This window comes from Pelovirga sp. C15f (assembly GCF_057178085.1).
Genome location: NZ_JBXUCV010000003.1, coordinates 90,224 through 108,093, shown reverse-complemented (window position 1 = coordinate 108,093; position 17,870 = coordinate 90,224). Strand labels below are relative to the sequence as shown.

Annotated in this window: 17 protein-coding genes; 6 read left to right on the top strand and 11 right to left on the bottom strand. The window is 53.5% G+C overall.

Features of this window, described 5'->3' with window-relative positions:
• Window positions 1-32: 32 nt before the first annotated feature.
• Window positions 33-914: an EamA family transporter gene (locus tag AC1931_RS09575; RefSeq protein ID WP_483877036.1), complete on the bottom strand. Its 882-nt coding sequence runs from the start codon at window positions 912-914 to the stop codon at window positions 33-35.
• 105 nt (window positions 915-1,019) lie between these two features.
• Between AC1931_RS09575 and AC1931_RS09570 the strand changes: the two genes are divergently transcribed.
• Window positions 1,020-2,408, top strand: a complete 1,389-nt coding sequence (locus AC1931_RS09570) for a class II fumarate hydratase (protein ID WP_483877035.1) — start codon at window positions 1,020-1,022, stop codon at window positions 2,406-2,408.
• A 143-nt stretch (window positions 2,409-2,551) separates the two neighbouring features.
• Here the strand turns inward: AC1931_RS09570 and AC1931_RS09565 are convergent, their stop codons facing one another.
• From AC1931_RS09565 to AC1931_RS09535, 7 genes are all read right to left on the bottom strand, one after another.
• Window positions 2,552-3,679, bottom strand: coding sequence for a ribonuclease D (locus AC1931_RS09565; RefSeq protein ID WP_483877034.1), 1,128 nt, complete (start codon window positions 3,677-3,679; stop codon window positions 2,552-2,554).
• A gap of 32 nt (window positions 3,680-3,711) precedes the next feature.
• Complete coding sequence (gene mutY / locus AC1931_RS09560) at window positions 3,712-4,917, bottom strand: A/G-specific adenine glycosylase (RefSeq protein WP_483877033.1); 1,206 nt, start codon at window positions 4,915-4,917, stop codon at window positions 3,712-3,714.
• Window positions 4,910-5,956 (bottom strand): histidinol-phosphate transaminase, encoded by a 1,047-nt coding sequence (gene hisC, locus AC1931_RS09555; RefSeq protein ID WP_483877032.1) that lies wholly within the window; start codon window positions 5,954-5,956, stop codon window positions 4,910-4,912. Before hisC ends, mutY begins: the two co-directional genes overlap by 8 nt.
• A 3-nt stretch (window positions 5,957-5,959) precedes the next feature.
• Entirely contained in the window at window positions 5,960-7,000 is a 1,041-nt protein-coding gene (gene mqnC, locus AC1931_RS09550; protein ID WP_483877031.1) for a cyclic dehypoxanthinyl futalosine synthase, read from the bottom strand.
• 4 nt (window positions 7,001-7,004) lie between these two features.
• Window positions 7,005-8,072: an aminofutalosine synthase MqnE gene (gene mqnE / locus AC1931_RS09545; RefSeq protein ID WP_483877030.1), complete on the bottom strand. Its 1,068-nt coding sequence runs from the start codon at window positions 8,070-8,072 to the stop codon at window positions 7,005-7,007.
• A 24-nt stretch (window positions 8,073-8,096) separates the two neighbouring features.
• A complete protein-coding gene (locus AC1931_RS09540; protein WP_483877029.1) occupies window positions 8,097-8,699 on the bottom strand; it encodes a UbiX family flavin prenyltransferase in 603 nt (200 codons plus the stop codon).
• Window positions 8,700-8,821: 122 nt separating this feature from the next.
• The gene (locus AC1931_RS09535; protein WP_483877028.1) at window positions 8,822-9,703 is read right to left on the bottom strand and encodes a UbiA-like polyprenyltransferase; all 882 of its coding nucleotides are present in this window, start codon (window positions 9,701-9,703) and stop codon (window positions 8,822-8,824) included.
• A 131-nt stretch (window positions 9,704-9,834) separates the two neighbouring features.
• Here AC1931_RS09535 and AC1931_RS09530 point away from each other — a divergent pair, with 131 nt between their 5' ends.
• The 4 genes from AC1931_RS09530 (at window position 9,835) to AC1931_RS09515 (ending at window position 13,870) form a co-directional block, all read left to right on the top strand.
• Window positions 9,835-10,290: a YqaA family protein gene (locus tag AC1931_RS09530; RefSeq protein WP_483877027.1), complete on the top strand. Its 456-nt coding sequence runs from the start codon at window positions 9,835-9,837 to the stop codon at window positions 10,288-10,290.
• 7 nt (window positions 10,291-10,297) lie between these two features.
• A complete protein-coding gene (locus AC1931_RS09525) occupies window positions 10,298-11,455 on the top strand; it encodes an MFS transporter (RefSeq protein ID WP_483877026.1) in 1,158 nt (385 codons plus the stop codon).
• Window positions 11,456-11,549: 94 nt separating this feature from the next.
• Complete coding sequence (locus AC1931_RS09520) at window positions 11,550-13,178, top strand: sensor histidine kinase (RefSeq protein WP_483877025.1); 1,629 nt, start codon at window positions 11,550-11,552, stop codon at window positions 13,176-13,178.
• On the top strand, window positions 13,175-13,870 hold the full coding sequence (locus tag AC1931_RS09515) for a response regulator transcription factor (protein ID WP_483877024.1): 696 nt from the start codon (window positions 13,175-13,177) through the stop codon (window positions 13,868-13,870). Before AC1931_RS09520 ends, AC1931_RS09515 begins: the two co-directional genes overlap by 4 nt.
• An 84-nt stretch (window positions 13,871-13,954) precedes the next feature.
• On the opposite strand, the gene AC1931_RS09510 is transcribed toward AC1931_RS09515, so the two are convergent.
• Together AC1931_RS09510 and AC1931_RS09505 are read right to left on the bottom strand one after the other, a co-directional pair.
• Window positions 13,955-14,425 carry a NapC/NirT family cytochrome c gene (locus AC1931_RS09510; protein WP_483877023.1) on the bottom strand — a complete coding sequence of 157 codons (471 nt, stop codon included), beginning with the start codon at window positions 14,423-14,425 and terminating at the stop codon, window positions 13,955-13,957.
• Window positions 14,426-14,500: 75 nt separating this feature from the next.
• Window positions 14,501-16,018: an ammonia-forming cytochrome c nitrite reductase subunit c552 gene (locus tag AC1931_RS09505; RefSeq protein ID WP_483877022.1), complete on the bottom strand. Its 1,518-nt coding sequence runs from the start codon at window positions 16,016-16,018 to the stop codon at window positions 14,501-14,503.
• Between the two features lie 457 nt (window positions 16,019-16,475).
• Between AC1931_RS09505 and AC1931_RS09500 the strand changes: the two genes are divergently transcribed.
• Window positions 16,476-16,973 (top strand): hypothetical protein, encoded by a 498-nt coding sequence (locus AC1931_RS09500; protein ID WP_483877021.1) that lies wholly within the window; start codon window positions 16,476-16,478, stop codon window positions 16,971-16,973.
• A 63-nt stretch (window positions 16,974-17,036) separates the two neighbouring features.
• Here the strand turns inward: AC1931_RS09500 and xthA are convergent, their stop codons facing one another.
• On the bottom strand, window positions 17,037-17,852 hold the full coding sequence (gene xthA, locus AC1931_RS09495; protein WP_483877020.1) for an exodeoxyribonuclease III: 816 nt from the start codon (window positions 17,850-17,852) through the stop codon (window positions 17,037-17,039).
• Window positions 17,853-17,870 lie beyond the last annotated feature (18 nt).

Below are 17,870 nucleotides of genomic sequence, written 5' to 3'. Positions count from 1 at the left end.
ACTGTTCACTGCTCACTGCTCACTGCTCACAATTATCCCTGCCACACACAAAATACTCCCGCCAATATCAACCCGACAGAAGTCAGACGAATCCGGCCAAAAGACTCCCCGAGAAACAACAGACCGATCAGCACCCCGATCAACAGACTGACCTGCCGCACCGGCACCGCATAACTGACCGGCGCCAGCACCAGACCGTAACGAAATGACAGAAACGACGCCAGAATCACCGGCCCGGAGCAGATGAGCAGCCAGGGGTTTTCCTGCCGCCCGCGCAGAATCCGGCCACGGTAGCGTGGCCGCAGCAGATTCAGCGTCATGTAAACCATCATGAAAAATACCAGCACGTAAGTAAAACCGAAAGGGGAGTAACCATCAACGCCGACCTTGTCAATAATCACCCCGATGGAGTAGACCAGCCCGGCCAGCAGGGCGGCCTGCACCGATGGATTGGCAAGCTGGGTAAAAGGATAGATAAAATCCCTCAACCCTAGAGCACGCAATTGAATGCAGTAAGCACCAAGGGCAATCAACGCTATCCCAAGAATCCCCAGTGAACTGAGTCGCTCCCCGAGAAACATCACCCCCCAGATCGGGACATAGAACATGGCGGTCTGTGCCAGCGGGTAAGTGACTGACAAATCCCCCTGGCGGTAGGCAAACCCGCCAAGCCAGTGATATAAAACAAAACAGAAGGCGGCCAGCGCCGCCAGCACAATCGACCGTGGCGTCAGCACCGGGAACAGATCGATGGCGACCATCAGCACGGTCATGAGCAGCCACGAACAAAGAAACATCCACCAGATGAAGATGGTTTTGTCATGACTCTGCTTGACCATCAGGTTCCACAGGGCATGCATCAGAGCGGAGAACAAAATTAAGAGCAGGGCGAGGGTTTCCATGGACGGCATCATAGCCGATGCCCGAGGCGAATAAAAGCGCCTTTGACTCTGACGACAAGTCGGCTATTCTTAGCCACGAGGGGCTGATCAAATATTCAATGATGAAAGGATAGCACCATGACCACATATCGGACCGAACAGGATTCATTAGGTGAGATGAAGGTACCGCAAAAAGCCCTGTATGGAGCGCAAACAGCCCGTGCCATCGATAACTTTCCCATCTCCGGACAGCCACTCCCGGCGTCCCTGATCCGCGCTCTGGGACTGATCAAAAAACATGCGGCGACAACCAACCATCGCCTCGGGCTGTTGCCTCAGGATATCGCGGAGGCGATTCGGGACGCCGCGCACGAAATTGCCGACGGGGGGCACCTTGAGCAATTTCCTGTCGATATTTTCCAGACCGGCTCGGGTACCAGCAGCAATATGAACGCCAATGAGGTGATCGCCCACCGGGCGGCTCAACTACTGGGCAAATCAATGGTCAGCAAAGCCGTCCACCCCAACGATCAGGTCAACCTGGGGCAGTCGAGCAATGACGTGTTCCCCAGCGCTATTCATATCGCTTGCTCGGAAGAACTCCATCACAAGCTGTTGCCGGTGCTTGACCAGTTTTTTCAGCACCTGAATGACAAGGCGGAAAAATTTGACAACATTCTCAAAATCGGCCGCACCCACCTTCAGGATGCAACGCCGATCCGCCTGGGACAGGTCTTTTCAGGCTACGCCCGCCAGGTTGAACTGGCGCAGGAACGTCTGACGGTGAGCTCCAGTGGCCTCTATGAACTGGCGCTGGGAGGAACCGCTGTCGGCACCGGCATCAATACCCATCCACAATTTGCCGCTGACACCATTGCCGCCGTTGCGCGCGAAACCAGTCTGCCGTTTCGTGAAGCTGGAAACCATTTTGAAGCGCAAGGAGCAAAAGATGCTCTGGTTGCAACCAGCAGCAGCCTGAAAGATTGTGCCGTCAGTCTCTTTAAGATCGCCAACGATATCCGTTTTCTCGCCAGCGGCCCGCGCTGCGGCATCGGTGAACTGATCCTGCCGGCAGTACAGCCGGGCAGTTCGATCATGCCGGGTAAAATCAATCCGGTGATGGCGGAAAGCCTGATCCAGGTGTGTGCCCAGGTGATCGGTAACGATGCCACTGTGTCGCTGGGAGGCTTGTCGGGAAATTTCGAGTTGAACGTCATGATGCCGGTGATGGGGTGGAACGTGCTGCAAAGCATTGAACTGCTCAGCAATGCTATTCGCGCCTTCGACGAAAAATGCCTGCAGGGGCTGCAGGCCGACGAAAAACGCTGCGGTAATCTGCTCGAACAGAGCCTGGCTCTGGTGACCGCGCTGGTGCCGGAAATCGGCTACGACCGCTCCGCCGAACTGGCAAAAGAGGCGCACAAAACCGGGCGGACATTGCGTGAGCTGGCCTTGAACGATGGCGTTGACGAGGAGGTTCTTGATCGCCTGCTTGACCCGGCAAGCATGACCAGGCCTTCTGCCTGAGAGCAGGTAAAAGTCACAAGCCGGGGGCCGGTGCTGTTAAGTGCAGGGAGGAATGTCTGAGCCATCAGGCGAGTTTTCCCGTAAACAAAACAACACCGGCTCACAGCTCACAGCTCACAGATTATATCTTACTTTTGCAACGCTTAGGTTCGCTTTAGTGTTGCGACAATTCCCTCCGCCAAAACCTGTTGCTGCCAGCGTTTCAAGAGTTCAGCAATCGCCGGATCATTCATGCTGCGGGGATTGTACTGAGCCAACTCTTCCAGCAGGGCATTATTGATCAGCACTCCGGGATCCAGCTGCAACTCTGTCGCCATTTTAGTCCGCCATTTTTTCAATGCGGTCAGGCGACTTTCCACTGCCGGATCAACCTCTTTTCGGATGCTGCGTGGGTAGGTTGGCAATTGCTCCGCGGTCAGTTCCAGAGCCTGGCCAATCTGCTGTAGCAGCGCGCCCCCATAGCGTCCCGCCAGCCGCGGAGGCAGGCCGTCAATTCCTTCCAATTGATGACGCCCCTCGGGCAGCAACCGCGCCAGTTCGAGCAGCGGCTTATTCCCCAGCACCTTGTAGTGGGGAATGTTCCGTCGCCGGGCTTCATCATCGCGCCAAACCAGCATATGTTCCAGGGCCGCCAGCTGGCGCGGTTTCAGGGAACCGGCACCTTTAAAACGTAAAAACAAAGGGCCCTGCTGACAGGAAAAACGCACCTGTTCGAGCAGCCCACATTCCTCCTTAACCCATTCGAGCCGCCCTTTTTCCAGCAGCTTATCTTTAAGCAATTGCGCCAGGTCATGTAGATGGCAAGTATCTTCAGCGGCATAGCGGATCATGTCGGCTGACAAGGGGCGTAGCGACCAGTCAGCACGTTGAAACCGCTTGTTCAGCTCGACGCCAAAATATTTATTTAGAACATCGGCCAGGCCAAAGCGCTCCTCGCCGAGAAACTGGCAACTGATCATGGTATCGAACAGCCCGCTGACAGAAATACCAAAATCACGTCCCAGGGAGCGGATGTCGTAATCAGCGGCATGGAAGATCTTGGGCTGATCAGGATTGGCAAACAGCGGCTTGAGAGAGTCCAAATTGTTAACCGCCAGCGGATCGATCAACACCGTTCGTTGTGGCGTGGTAAATTGCAGCAGGCAAACCTTCTCCTGATAATTGTGCATGGAGTCGGCCTCGAGATCGACGGCGAAGGATTCATGTCCGGCAAGCTCGGCGGCAAAATCTGCAACTTCCGTTGCGCGTGTTAAAATCATGGGTAATGACATTCTTATTGTCCTTGTTTTTTATTATCCGCAGATCACACACCTGCAGTTCTAACCTTCTCAAATACCTTCTTATGAGCACCATGCAGAGCCAACTCTTCCAGTTCCGCTCTGGTTTTCCACTGACCTGTCGTTTCCGCAATCAGCAAACTGTCGGTAAGATTCACCAGATATACCAGCGATTCAAGTTTGAAATGACTGTAAATATGGCGACTGGTTCCAACCGGGACAGGCTCATAGCCGTACCCCACCTCAAGTAAAAAGCGCCGAACTACAGCTTCAGCCATGTCTGGACTGTCAAGATCGAGGGCCGGAAACTCCCACAGTCCGCCAAGAAAACCATCCACCGGGCGCCGGCGTACCTGCAGACGTCCCTGCCGTTGTAATACCACAACCGCCTGATACCGGGTTGGAATCGATTTTTTCACGGTTTTCAGGGGAATATCCTGCTGCAAACCCTGATGATACGCCAGACAATAAGTGTTCACCGGGCACGATTCGCACTGCGGATTTGTCGGTAGACAAATCATTGCCCCCAGGTCCATCATCGCCTGCGTATAATCGTGAACCTGCTGTGTCGGGGTCAGCAATTCTGACCACTTCCACAACATTTTTTCTGCCGCAGCAGAGCGCGGTGGCTGCTGCAGGGCAAACAGGCGGCATAAAACGCGGCGCACGTTGGCATCAAGAATTGGCGCAGAGCGATCAAAAGCCAAAGAGACAATCGCCCCGGCAGTGGAGCGACCAATCCCGGGAAGCTGCTGCAGAATATCAGGATCTGCCGGAAAAATGCCGGCGTACTCAGTCTGAATCCGACCAGCGGCATGATGCAGGTTACGCGCCCGTGAGTAATAACCGAGCCCCGCCCAGGCATCGATCACCTGCTCCACCGGTGCCGTTGCCAGATCGGCGAGGGTCGGAAATTGTTGAAGAAACACATCATACCGCCCGAGCACCGTCGCCACCGTTGTCTGTTGCAGCATAATCTCGGAAACCCAGATGCGGTAAGGATCACGGGTATTGCGCCAGGGCAGGCTCCGCCCCTGCTGCTGATACCAGCCTAACAGGGAACCGGCAAAGTCAGTGGGAGAACGACCATTCAACATAGCTGGAGATCTAAGGTCTGCAAGCGGACGGGATTTCTCTTGCGCGGCAACACTTGTTTCCCTCAAACCGTTGCCGCTTTCGTTCAACCCCATCCGGTTGCCGTCAGATTTATTCGCAACAAGACGATCAACCAAGAGTGGCCAGCACCTTCAGGGTTGCCGCCAGCTCCTCTTCGGTACCGATGGAGATACGTACCCCGTGGCTTAAACGCGGATCGGAGAAATAACGCACCAGAATTTTTTCCGCATAGAGAGCATCATAAACACGCTTGCCGTTGCCATCAGCAGGACTGACAAACAGGTAGTTGGCCTGCGATGGGAGCACCCGATAACCGCAACTTATCAGTTTATCGCGCACCTCATCCCGGTTTCGACAGATTCTTGCAACCGTAGAGCGCAGATAGTCCTGATCCTGCAGGGCCGCAGTTGCCGCCACCAGGGCCAGGCGATCAAGGTGATAGTGATCACGGATCTTATCCAGCGCCGCCACCACTTCAGGACGCGCCACCGCCAGCCCCAAGCGCATTCCGGCCAGGCCGTAACTCTTGGAGAAGGTGCGGGTAACGACCACATTTTCATATTGTCTCACCAGCTCCAAAGCCGATTCGCGGGCAAAGTCGACATAGGCTTCATCGACCACCAGTACGCCGCTGCAGCGCCTTGCCAGATCGGCGATGGTGTCATTGCCAAAGGCACAGCCCAGAGGAGCATTGGGACTGGTGAGAAAAAACAGCTTGCCATGATAGCGGTCGGGGAAATCAATCCGGCCATCGTCGCTCAGACTGAAGGTCCGCACCTTTGCCCCCTGGATTTCCGCCAGGGTGGCATAATAGGAATAGGAGGGGTGAAGATAGGCAATCTCCTCTCCTTCAGCAACAAAAGCGCGAATCAGGTTGTTGAGCAGTTCATCAGAACCGTTAGCCATGATCACCCAGGACGGATCAACCCCGTAAAGCTCCGCCGCAACTGTTCGCGCTTCCTTGCTGCCGGCATCAGGGTATTTGCGTAATCCGCCACCATCATCCCCCAACTCTTCCCAGAGCGCCGCAACCACCTGCGGTGACGGGGGGTAGGGATTCTCATTGGTATTCAGCTTGATCCAGCCCTGACCGTCGGGTTGAAATCCGGGAACGTAGCCTTTCATCTCGGCGATATTTTTACGTAATGGCAGCATAAGCTAGTACTCCTCCAGAATCTGATATTCCGTGGTCCGCCGGGCAGGGGTAAAGCCGGCGCCGCGCGCCAGGCCGACAATCTCCTGCCGGGACATGCGAAAAGAAACACCGGCGGCGGCGACAACATTTTCTTCAAGCATGGTACCGCCTAAGTCATTGGCGCCGAAGAACAGAGCCACTTGCGCCATTGCTGCCCCCTGGGTTACCCAGCTCGCCTGGATGTTGTCGATATTATCGAGAACAATGCGTGACAGAGCCAACACCTTGAGATACTCGACACCACCGGCCTTTTCGCCACCCAGTTCGGTGTTATCAGGCTGAAAAGTCCAGGGGATAAAAGCGGTAAAACCACCGGTACGCTCCTGGATCTCACGCACCCGGAACAAATGTTCGACAATATCTTGCGGTTTTTCGCGACTGCCGAACATCATGGTCGCGGTCGTTCGCATCCCTAAACCATGAGCCTCTTCCATAACACTTGCCCACTGGCGCCAGCCGATCTTGTCAGGGGAAATCTCCTGGCGTACCTCATCCACCAGCACCTCGGCGCCACCACCCGGTACCGATGCCAAACCTGCTGCCTGCAACCGCCGCAAGCAGTCTTCCATACTGATGCCGGAGAGTTTGGCGACATGAATGACTTCCGCCGGCGACAGAGAGTGAATCTGTACCTGGGGAAAACGCTGCCGCAGTTGGCGGAACAACTCTTCAAACCAGTCAATCGTAAGGGTCGGGTGCAATCCCCCCTGCATCAACAGCTGGGTTCCGTCATTATCCACCAGTTCCTGAACCTTGGCAAAAATCGCCTCATAATCGAGCAGATAGGCGTCCGCATCCCCATCGTTGCGGTAAAAAGCGCAGAAGCGGCACTTCGACTCACAGATGTTGGAATAGTTGACGTTGCGGTCAACGACAAAGGTCACGCGCCGCTGGGGATGTTTTTGTTGCCGGATCGCATCGGCCAGTTTACCGACTTCCAGAAGGTCGGCCTTGGTCAGCAGCTTCAGGGCCCGTTCGCGGGTGATCGTCGGTACCAAGTTCACGTTGTCAATACTCCCGGATTTCCCGATAGAGGGTATCTCGCTCCACCGGTTGACGGCCGGCATTGCGGATCAGGGTGATCAGCTGTTCACGAGTCAGTACCTGGGGAGAATCAGCACCGGCATCGTGACCGATTTTTTCTTCGATCACAGTGCCATCAATGTCATTGACCCCAAAGCACAGAGCTACCTGAGCGATTTTCATGCCGAGCATCACCCAGTAGGCCTTGATATGCTGGAAATTGTCGAGATAGAGACGGCTGATGGCGAGGGTTTTCAAGGCATCAATACCGCTGACACCGGTCGCTCCCGGCACCCTGGTATTGTCGGGCTGGAACGCCAGGGGGATAAAGCTCTGGAAGCCCCCGGTACGATCCTGAAGTTCACGCAACAGGCGCAAGTGCTCAACCCGGTCGGCGTAACTCTCCAGATGACCGAACAACATGGTTGCATTGGTGCGCAGGCCACAGTTGTGAACGATCTCGGTAATCTCCAACCAGCGTTTGCCACTGATTTTTTCCGGACAGATCTGATCGCGCACCCGTTGACCTAAGATCTCGGCACCGCCACCGGGCATGGAGCCCAGGCCCGCCTCCTTGAGATCACGAACAACAGCGATTACCGTTTTACCGCTGATTCTCGCAAAGTAATCAATTTCAACAGCAGTGAACGCCTTGATATGCAGCCTGGGGGACTCTTCCTTGATGGCACGCAGCATCTTCAGATAAAAGTCGAAGGGGAGATGCGGGTGCAGGCCGCCAACAGAATGGATCTCGGTGGCACCGGCAGCCTCCGCTTCACGCACCTTGGCACGCACCTGATCGAGATCGAGAGTGTAACCACGTGCATCCCCCGCTTCGCGGGCAAAGGCACAGAAGGCACACTGGTTGACACAGAGGTTGGTATAGTTGAGGTGACGGTTAACGTTGAAATAAACCTTGTTGCCGTTTTTTCTTCTATTGACCTGAGCAGCCAGCTCACCGATTTCAAGTAGTTCAAAAGATTCAAACAGCTTTAAAGCATCTTCATCACTGAGGCGTTTTGCGTTGCGGATCTTCTCTCTGATCTGTTCCATTGCATTCCTCATTCATCCATATCATCACGCATCGGCACCCCAGGGCTTGAACAACTGGTGGGGAACACCCAGGGTATCCAGTATCTTGCCAACGACAAACGTCACCAGATCTTCCAGGGTTTGTGGCTGATGATAAAAGCCCGGCATGGCCGGCAGGATCGTTGCCCCGGCCTGCGCCAGACGCAGCAGATTTTCCAGATGAATCTGGTTGAAGGGCGTTTCGCGCGGTACCAGGATTAATTGTCGGCGTTCTTTCAGGGTAACGTCGGCAACCCGTTCAAGCAGATTATCCGATAATCCAGCAGCAATGCGACCGGCGGTCCCCATGGAACAGGGGCAGATCACCACCGCGTCAGGGGCGCTGGAACCGCTGGCGATAGGCGCAAAAAAATCATCGATGGCATAGTATTTAAGCTGGTTGGTGTTGGAAAAGTAGTCTTCAAGCAATGCTCGGCACTCCTGAGTACTTTCCCCTAACTGCAGCCCGGTTTCAAAAGCTGTGACCTGACGCCCGGCAGTGGTGATAAGCACACTGACCTGGTGACCGGCAGCGAGGACTTCGGCGACCAGGCGCAAACCATAAATCGACCCCGAGGCTCCAGTGATACCAACAACGATTTTTTTCATAAAGCGCTAAAATCCTTTACCACAGGGGCGCGGAAAAAGGCAGAATATAGAATTCAGGAAACAGAATCCAGAAGAACGACGACACCTCCTGACTCCTGTATTCTATATTTTTAATTCCGCCTCTACGCGAACGCATCAATCAAAGTAAATACAAAAATCGTCACGCTGATATAACCGTTCATATTAAAAAAAGCCGCATCCAAACGTGACAGATCGTCGGGCTTAACCAGGCTGTGTTCGTACACCAGCAACCCGGCGACGACGACCACGCCGGCAAAATAGATCCAGCCCAGGCCGCTGCCGGGCATGACCAGCAGCAGAAATAACAGCATCAGGGCGTGAAAAACACGCACCAAGGTAAAGGATCTGTCGATACCCAGGCGCGATGGCACGGAATGAAGTCCGGCCTTGACATCATAATCATAATCCTGCAAGGCGTAAAAGATGTCAAAACCGGCGACCCAGAAGAGCACCGCCAACCCCAGGGCAATGACCGGCCAGCCGATATCACCACGCAGGGCGATCCAGGCACCAATGGGTGCAGCGGCCAGGCACAAGCCCAGGACGACATGGGCGTAATGGGTAAAACGCTTGCAGTAAGCATAGAGCACAAACAGGGCAAGGACAACCGGAGCAAGTTTGAAACAAAGGGGATTGAGCATCCAGGCGGCAAGAAGAAAAATGGCCGTTGCTACGAGAATAAATAGGGACGCCTCAACCACCGATACCTGACCACTGGGGATATGACGCTCGGCGGTGCGCGGATTATCGGCATCGATGCGCGCATCAATCAGCCGATTTACCCCCATTGCGGCGCTGCGTGCCCCAACCATGGCGACACAGATCCAGAAGATCTGACCAAACCCCGGCGCGTGGCCACTCGCCAGAGAAGCCAGAATGACACCCATCAGGGCAAAAGGAAAAGCAAAGATGGTGTGGGAGAATTTGATCATCTCCAACAGGGTTTTCATCCTGGCAAACGCCTGTTCTCTGGTCATCGTCATGATGTGGCCCTTACATATGTTGCAACGGTTCCGGTGAAAAAGTCTCAAACAATTTACACGTTCACCAAGGTAACCCACAAGGGCTTTTCCGCGCTATGTTTTTCACAATAGCGTCTGTTATGATGCCGGTCATGCCCGATATTTCTCTTGAACATACTTATGCGGCCCTGTTTATCGTCAGCTTTCTGGCAGCCACCCTGCTCCCCCTGGGCTCTGAATGGCTGCTGGTGGCGTTGTTGCTTGACGGAAAATCACCGGCGGTTGTTATCATGATTGCAACCATCGGCAATACCCTCGGCGGTGCCACCAATTACCTGGTCGGTCGCTGGGGAGGTCCCTGGCTGATACGCGAGGTCTTAGGCATTGAACCTCGTCACCAGCTGCGTGCGGAAAACTGGTTTCAACGCTACGGCAGTCTATCCCTGCTGTTGTCCTGGTTGCCGGTGGCAGGTGATCCCCTGTGTCTGGTCGCCGGCACCCTGCGTACTTCGTTGCTGCGCTTTTTTGTCCTGGTCACGACCGGCAAAGCTTTTCGTTATCTGACCCTCGCTCTGCTCACCCTGGGCGGAGCGGAATTCCTGGCCTAGTCTGCTCATGCGTCTGTATACTCCGGCTTTTGCCGCCCTGTTTGTTGCCAACCTGGCCCTGGTTTCCAGCTATGCCGCCTTTTTTCTGTTTCCGCTCTTTATCATCGAGAGGGGCGGCAGCGACCGGGACATCGGCATCATCATGGGAATCTTTGCCCTCGCATCAGCCTTAAGCCGCCCCTGGGTTGCGGAAATAATCGACCGCATCGGGCGCAAACGCAGCTATAGTATCGGTTGCATCATAATGACCCTGCTCCCCCTGTTGCACCTGTTGCTCCGAGGACCCCTTGAAAATTACTATGGGGTGCTGCTAGTGCTCAGGATCGCACATGGTATCGGACTGGCGATCTGCTTTACCTCGGTATTTACCTTTATTATTGATCTTATTCCGGTTCAACGGCTCAATGAAGGGATAGGCATATTCGGCACCTCCGGACTGATCGGCCTGGCCCTGGGCCCTTTGATCACCGAACCGCTCATGCTCAACTACGGATTTTCTGTTTTTTTTCTGGCAACTTCCGGCCTTGCGTCCGCGGCCTTCTTACTTCACCTTCCGGTCCCTGATCAGCATCGCCTGCTGGCCTCAAGCGCTCCGGCCTCTGCTTCCTTCTTTACCCTGCTGAAAACCCGCAAAATGCTCATCAGTGGAGGGATTGCGCTACTCTTCGGAGTGGGTCTGGCCGCCACCGGGAACTTCATTGCTCCCTTTGCCCAGAGCAAAAACTTGAGTTTTGTTTCCATCTATTTTTTTGCTTACGCGACGGCAGCTGTTGTTACCCGAATATTACTCGGACGACTGGCGGATCGCGTCGGAGAGATTCAAATTATTCCCTGGGGCCTGGGGATTGCTGCCGGCGGGCTAGTGATGGTGCCCCTTGTTGACAATGGTCTGATGTTGCTGATGGTTGGTTTTCTGTTCGGCATCGGCCACGGCCTGCTCTTTCCAGCCCTGAATGCCATGGCCATCCGCGATGAACCCTATTCGGCCCGTGGCAAGGTGACCGGCATCTTTACCGGAGGTATTGACAGTGGGGCCTTTATCGGCGCCATCATCCTGGGCGTCATTAGCGATCTGGCCGGCTATACCAGTTTGTTTCTTTGCGCTGCCGTCATTCTTTCGAGCGGACAATTGCTGTTAAGACTCCACTCAAAAGGCACAGCCTGAGAACCGGGGAAACGACAAATCAGTCCATATCTGCTATGGTGAAGAAATTTCCGGTAACTTGTTTAGATCACCCTGGGATTCGCGGGATAGACTAATGAAGATGAGTCTTAGCTACAAACTGGTGATCGGTTGCAGTCTGATTCTGCTGATCTCCTTGAGTACCACCTTCTACGTCATCAACGAGCGTCAGCAGCAACTCATTATCCGTCAGGCTGAGAACGAGGCACGGGCGGTATTTCAACAGATTGTCATCATGCGGCGCTGGATTTCCGATCATGGCGGAGTTTTTGTTGAACAACTCCCCTGGGCCCAGGACGGACCGCTGCAACAAGCTCAGAGCAGCAGCTCCGAGGCACGGCGCTACACCCGCAAAACCCCGGCCATGGTCACCAAGGAACTGGTCAGCTATGCCCGTGACAAAGGACTCTTCTGGTTTCACATCACCAGCCTGACACTAACGAATCCCGAAAATGCCCCTGACGATTTCGAACGTGCGGCCTTGCTGCGCTTTGAGGAAGAACCCCTGCAGGAAATCATTGCCATGGAGAAACTGGATAATACCAGTTACCTGCGCTACATCTCACCACTCTACGTTGAGGAAACCTGTCTTGCTTGTCATCAGGGATACCAGGTCGGGGGGGTCCGCGGTGCCATCAGCGTCACCCTGCCGTTGGGAAAAATCTTTGCTGAGGCCAAAACCAATCGTAATCTGATGTTCGGCTCCATGCTGTTGCTGGTGATTCTGCTCAGCAGTACCCTGCTGTATTTTTTACGCCGCATGGTCCTGGTACCGGTCGATGAACTGACGACATCGATCCGTCATTTTTCGGAAAAAGGCCCCCCTCCCGCCGCTATTGTGCGCAGCGGTGACGAATTCGAAGAATTGTCTCGCTCTTTCGAGGAGATGGCCGCCAGCCTTTCAGAGTACCAATCAGAACTCGAAGACAAGGTCCGCGATGCGACGCTTGAACTGCAACAGCTCAACCAGCAGATTCGTGATGCCAGCGAACGCAAATCTGAGTTTCTTGCCCGCGCTGCCCATGAGCTGCGCACGCCTCTGACCTCGATCAGGGGGGCCGTGGAATATATTACTGCGCGGATGAAGCAAGCATCACCCCTTGATGCTGCCCGCCCTGACGACCTGCTGGAATTTTTTGAAATTGTCCAGAAAAACACTGAGCGTCTGATCCGCATGGTACATACCATGCTCGATATCGAATATATCGAAGCCGGTGCGGAACGAGCACTGAACCTGACGCGGATCGATCTGATGGATATCATCAGCGAATGCGTTCAGTCTTTTACCTATGATGCGCAACGCCGCAGTCTCGATCTTTGCACCTTGCCTTCTGAGTTGCCCCTCATTGAAGCCGACGAGGATCGTCTGCGTCAGGTGCTGATCAATCTGCTCGGTAACGCCGTCAAGTTCGCCAGGGAACATTCTTCTCTTATTGTCTGTGCCGGATTTAATAATGGCTATGTTCAGGTGAAGGTCTGCAATCAGGGGGAAAGCATACCGGTTGAACAACGAGAAAAGGTCTTTGAGCGTTTCTATCGCGCCGGGGAAAAGGGGGGGAGCGGACTTGGACTGGCAATATGTCGCGTTATTATTGCCGCCCACGGCGGTTCCATCGGCATTACTGACCCCGACGACGGAAGCGGCGTCTGTGTGCATTTCACCCTGCCTGTTCATCCCCACAATCAGGAGCAGATTCACTCATGAGCAACAGTGAGAAAATAACCCTGCTGGCGGTTGATGATGATGCCGATATCCGCACCGTTCTTAAAGCCAACCTCGGACTGCACGGTTTCGATGTCATCACTGCCGCCAATCTGGCTGATGCGCGTGAGGTTCTTAAGACCGCTTCTCCATCTTTGATTATCCTCGATCTGACTCTGCCCGATGGCGATGGTCTCACTTTTTGTGAGGAATGCAAAGCGACCCATCCGCAGATACCGGTCATTATGCTGACCGCCCGTGATAAACTGCAGGACAAAATCATCGGCCTTGAGACCGGTGCTGATGATTATGTGGTCAAACCCTTCGAAACCTGTGAGCTCCTTGCGCGGATCCGCGCCCGCTTGCGACAGACCCCGGTCGCGGGACCAGCTATCACCATCTGTGCCGGCGATCTGCTGGTAGATGTAGCCAATCACCAGGCTTCCCTGCGCGGCGAACCGGTCGCACTGACCCCTAAACAGTTTCAGCTGCTGACCTTTCTGGCAGAAAATCGTGGGCGGCTGGTGACCCGGGAAGAAATACGGCGCACCCTGTGGAAAGACTCGCCGATCTACTCCTGGAGCAGGGTCATCGATGTCCACATCCAGCATCTGCGTCAGAAGCTGGAGGACGATGCGGCAGCTTCGAAATATATAGTCACGGTATTGGGTCAGGGATATCGATTCGAAGGTTGATCCTCTAGAGATCGAAAAAGCCCCCGTTTCCAGTCGGAAGCGGGGGCCAGGTCTGTTCAGGATCTGATTCGACCGATCTACGGATCAGATCCTCAAGCGGGCATTTTCTTTACGCAGATCCTTGAGCTTGAGGGTGTGGCCGGCATCATGGCACCCCATGCAGGTCGGAGTGGCTTTGAGATACTCATCGTGCCGCGCCTTGAAGTGCGGCAGCATCTCCACGATTTCTTCCGTCATGTGACAGGCAACACAGTTTTCATGGGTTTTTTCCAGGTAACTGGGCAGATTGTCACGGTGCGGATCGACCTGATCGGTCAGGGTCAGGAACACTTTACGCATACCGGCGGTTTTATCCTTGATTATCCCTTTGGTGTGACAGGCGATACAGCCGATGTCCGGGTGCTGGCCATGGTCCCATGAAACCTTTTCATAGGCATGGCAGGTTACACAGAAATTATCCGTTGACGTTTTCGCGGCCAATCCCCAGGTTCCCAGAAGAACCACTGCCAGGACAACCACGACCACGATCCAGACGATTGAGCTTTTTTGTTTCATATCTAACTCCCTTTCAGGGCAGGAGTGTCACCACCCCTGCCCCGACTGGTTAATCGAAGTGGTGTTGGTTTTGGCCTATTTTACTCTTTCATAGCCGTTCCAGACCAAATCAGCTTCCGGCAACAGGGGCAGGTAGCCCAACCAGGGGTGAGAATCCAGATGTGCCTGGCTCTGCTGCAGCTTACGGCTGTGCTCCATGATCGGCGGCACCAGCTCATTAATCGGTTTATCCATGGCCTTGGCAATGGCATAGTCGGTGGCGCGGATTGCCAGTTGGGTGGCCTGATCACTGTACTGTTGCGACAGGGCCAGAGTCTCAAGGGCTTTGCTTGGGTTGTGGAAACCGGCGGAGTTTTCTGCCGACACATAATCCCAGAACCACTGACCTTTTCGCACCAGTTCACGGGCTTCGTTCAGGATGGTATTGTTTTGCGGGGACAGGTCGGGGTGTTCGGAAGCCATGCGCACCGCTTCATGGGCTCGTGCCGATTTTTCCTGGGCAATATTCAGTTGCTTCCAGACTTTCTCCTGGTGATATTCAACCCGGCCTTTCATGAATTCAGGCGTCTTGTCACCGTGACAGCCCATACAGGCGCTCATCCCCTCATCGTCCTTGAGGGGCGAGGTCCAGTGGTGGGAGGAAATGGTTGCCGGACCCGACTTGATGCGCGGCATGTGACAATCGGCACAGGACACACCGTTCGCGCCGTGAATACTATCGCTGTACATCTCATATTCAGGGTGCTGGGTTTTGATCATCGGGGACTTGGAAACCGCGTGATTCCAGTCAACAAATTGCCCTTTGAAGCCATCAGGTGTCGGGCGACCATTGCTGTAAAATTCATACATATTATCAGGGTTCATGCCGTTGTCCCAGGGGAAGTGAGGCTTGGCAGCAACACCGTGAACACCGGTCTCAAAGTAGTACTCGACATGACACTGGGCACAGACCAGGGACCGCATTTCGTTGCGGGATGCTTCACGCCAGTCTTTGCCCTGACGTTTCAGGGCATCGTCCAAAGGAACACTGGTAATCGCCAGCCTGAAGTTATTTTCCTGGTCATGGCAATTGGTACAGCCGATGGAGTTCATTTTACCGTCGTGAACCGGCCGATACATATGAAACTCGGAGGACCAGAACTCATCACCAAAGGCGTTAATAAAGTCGGGAATGGTGTTGGTTTTACAGTTGATACAGGTTGCCGGCAAACCGGCCTTCTCACTGTAACGATTGATGCGGTCAATCTTGAACACATCATCAAAAGCATAGGTATGACCACGGGCACGATCATACTGATAACTGAAGGCGTAGCCGAGCCACAAATTTTTCAGATACGGCTGAGCATGCTTATAGCCCTCGGGCAACGGGTTGACATTGTCATGCTTGCGGTGGGGCACAGAACCCGCGTATTCGGTCATTTGTGTATCTTCGTTGTTTCTCTGGTAAGACTGATACTGGGGCAGGTTTTTGAACTTCAGGTTGCTCTGGTTGCTTAAATCAACCCTTTCGACATCCTCAGGAGTGATAGCGGCAAACCCCACCGAGGCCAGAACCAGCAGCATAAAAGTTGTCAGGGCAATTAGTTTTTTCATGTTTCACCTCTCTTTTCAAGAATGGTCATTAGTACGTAGCAGCAATGGACGTTTTAGCTCAGCACGAAATCTTTACCTCCTTGTCATGATTTTACGCGTCCGTTTTACTGGTGATGGAATCCTGATTATCAGCATACCAATATCGATGTAAAGGTGATGTAAATGTTGCGAGCGAGCTTTTGTTCTGTTATGAAACCCCTGTCTATCCGTTTGACTGAAAAATCAACGTTCAAGTTATTTTTCCTTTCCGGAAAAATCTCACCACTGGTTGAATTCATGGGATTCCAATATAAACTCTGAAGGATACAGAAATGTTGGTTTATATCTAGATGTGGTAAAGTACATAATCAGAATAAACTCTAGTCCCTGTGGCCTGGCAGTTATCAGTAAATGGTCTAATTTATTGGGCCTTTTCTGCTTATACTTGGGCTTCAACACCAGAAAAAGGAGAACATCGATGAAGAAGTTTTTGTTAGTTTTACTTTGTTGCTTTTTCGCTACCAGCGCCTTCGCAAACAACAGTAGCCTGCAGCTCAGCCTGGTTCCGGATGTCGCTCTCGAGGCCAGAACTACCTTCATCAATGGGGCTTCTATTGGCATCTGGAGCGAAAATCCACAGAAAGCTTTCGCGCTAGGTATCATCAACGGTTCAACAGGTGACAGCTCAGGACTGTCGCTCGGCTTGCTGGGAAATTATGCTGAGAACTATCGTGGGGTCCAGCTGGCGTGGCTTGGAAACTACGCTTCCGGTACTTTATCAGGAGTCCAATGGTCGGCATTCAACTATGCGGGGAAGCTGAATGGCCTGCAGATTGGATTTCTAAACTATTCAGAAACTGCTGAGCAAGGCATCCAGATTGGTCTGATCAACATCATGAACGAAACAAAGCAGTGGTTTTCCAATTTTCCCAACGAAATTGCTCCGGCCATGGTCTTCGTCAACTGGCGATTTTAATCACTGACAGTTTTCATAGCTGCTTCGCAAATTGATCGTTTTTATTATCCGCCCGGTGCGGGCTCAGAGTGCAAACTCAGCCCAAATCGGGCAGTGGTCAGAGGGTTTTTCCATACTGCGCAGTTCGTAGTCGATGCCGGCGGCAACACAATGCTGCTGTAACTTCCTGGTCGCCAGGATCATATCGATCCTTAACCCGCGGCGGGGATCGGCTTCAAAGCCACGTGAGCGATAATCGAACCAGCTGAATTGATCGCTCACAGTCGGGTTCAATGTCCGCCAGGTATCCAGCAGGCCCCAGCCATATAGTTTTTCATACCAGCTGCGTTCTTCCGGCAGAAAACTGCATTTACCGGTGCGCAGCCAGCGGTTGGCATTTTCTTCACCTATGCCGATATCCGCATCCGTCGGCGCCACATTCAAATCCCCGAGAACAACTAACTGGTCTTCCGGGTCTGCTTCATTTGTCAGCCAATTGTGCAGATTTTCATAGTAATCGCGTTTATGAGGGAATTTTACCGGATGGTGGCGACTTTCCCCTTGCGGAAAGTAACCATTAACAATCGTTACAGTGGCGCCATCAGTCAGCTGATAAGCGGTGATCAGGGTTCGCCGTTGATGTTCCGGGTCTTCATTGGGATATCCCTTCATCACCGACAGGGGCTGCCGGCGTGACAGGGTTGCAACCCCATAGTGCGCCTTCTGTCCATGATGAACAATATGATAGCCCAGGGCCGCCAACTGTTCGTGGGGAAATTCGCTGTCGTGAACCTTGGTTTCCTGCAAACCGATGATGTCGGGATCATACTTTTCGACCAGCGCCTGTAACTGATGATAACGTGCCCGCAATCCATTGATGTTAAATGATATGACTTTCAAAATACCTCCTGGACCTTA

What these genes read in the sequence shown, in the direction of transcription:
- mqnE (WP_483877030.1), bottom strand. Translation starts at nt 8,072, where the DNA reads ATGGAACAGATCAGAGAGAAGATCCGCAACGCAAAACGCCTCAGTGAT.
- hisC (WP_483877032.1), bottom strand. Translation starts at nt 5,956, where the DNA reads ATGCTGCCATTACGTAAAAATATCGCCGAGATGAAAGGCTACGTTCCC.
- AC1931_RS09535 (WP_483877028.1), bottom strand. Translation starts at nt 9,703, where the DNA reads ATGACGATGACCAGAGAACAGGCGTTTGCCAGGATGAAAACCCTGTTG.
- AC1931_RS09505 (WP_483877022.1), bottom strand. Translation starts at nt 16,018, where the DNA reads ATGAAAAAACTAATTGCCCTGACAACTTTTATGCTGCTGGTTCTGGCC.
- AC1931_RS09515 (WP_483877024.1), top strand. Translation starts at nt 13,175, where the DNA reads ATGAGCAACAGTGAGAAAATAACCCTGCTGGCGGTTGATGATGATGCC.
- AC1931_RS09565 (WP_483877034.1), bottom strand. Translation starts at nt 3,679, where the DNA reads ATGTCATTACCCATGATTTTAACACGCGCAACGGAAGTTGCAGATTTT.
- AC1931_RS09520 (WP_483877025.1), top strand. Translation starts at nt 11,550, where the DNA reads ATGAAGATGAGTCTTAGCTACAAACTGGTGATCGGTTGCAGTCTGATT.
- AC1931_RS09540 (WP_483877029.1), bottom strand. Translation starts at nt 8,699, where the DNA reads ATGAAAAAAATCGTTGTTGGTATCACTGGAGCCTCGGGGTCGATTTAT.
- AC1931_RS09570 (WP_483877035.1), top strand. Translation starts at nt 1,020, where the DNA reads ATGACCACATATCGGACCGAACAGGATTCATTAGGTGAGATGAAGGTA.
- AC1931_RS09575 (WP_483877036.1), bottom strand. Translation starts at nt 914, where the DNA reads ATGATGCCGTCCATGGAAACCCTCGCCCTGCTCTTAATTTTGTTCTCC.
- AC1931_RS09525 (WP_483877026.1), top strand. Translation starts at nt 10,298, where the DNA reads ATGCGTCTGTATACTCCGGCTTTTGCCGCCCTGTTTGTTGCCAACCTG.
- AC1931_RS09530 (WP_483877027.1), top strand. Translation starts at nt 9,835, where the DNA reads ATGCCCGATATTTCTCTTGAACATACTTATGCGGCCCTGTTTATCGTC.
- AC1931_RS09500 (WP_483877021.1), top strand. Translation starts at nt 16,476, where the DNA reads ATGAAGAAGTTTTTGTTAGTTTTACTTTGTTGCTTTTTCGCTACCAGC.
- AC1931_RS09510 (WP_483877023.1), bottom strand. Translation starts at nt 14,425, where the DNA reads ATGAAACAAAAAAGCTCAATCGTCTGGATCGTGGTCGTGGTTGTCCTG.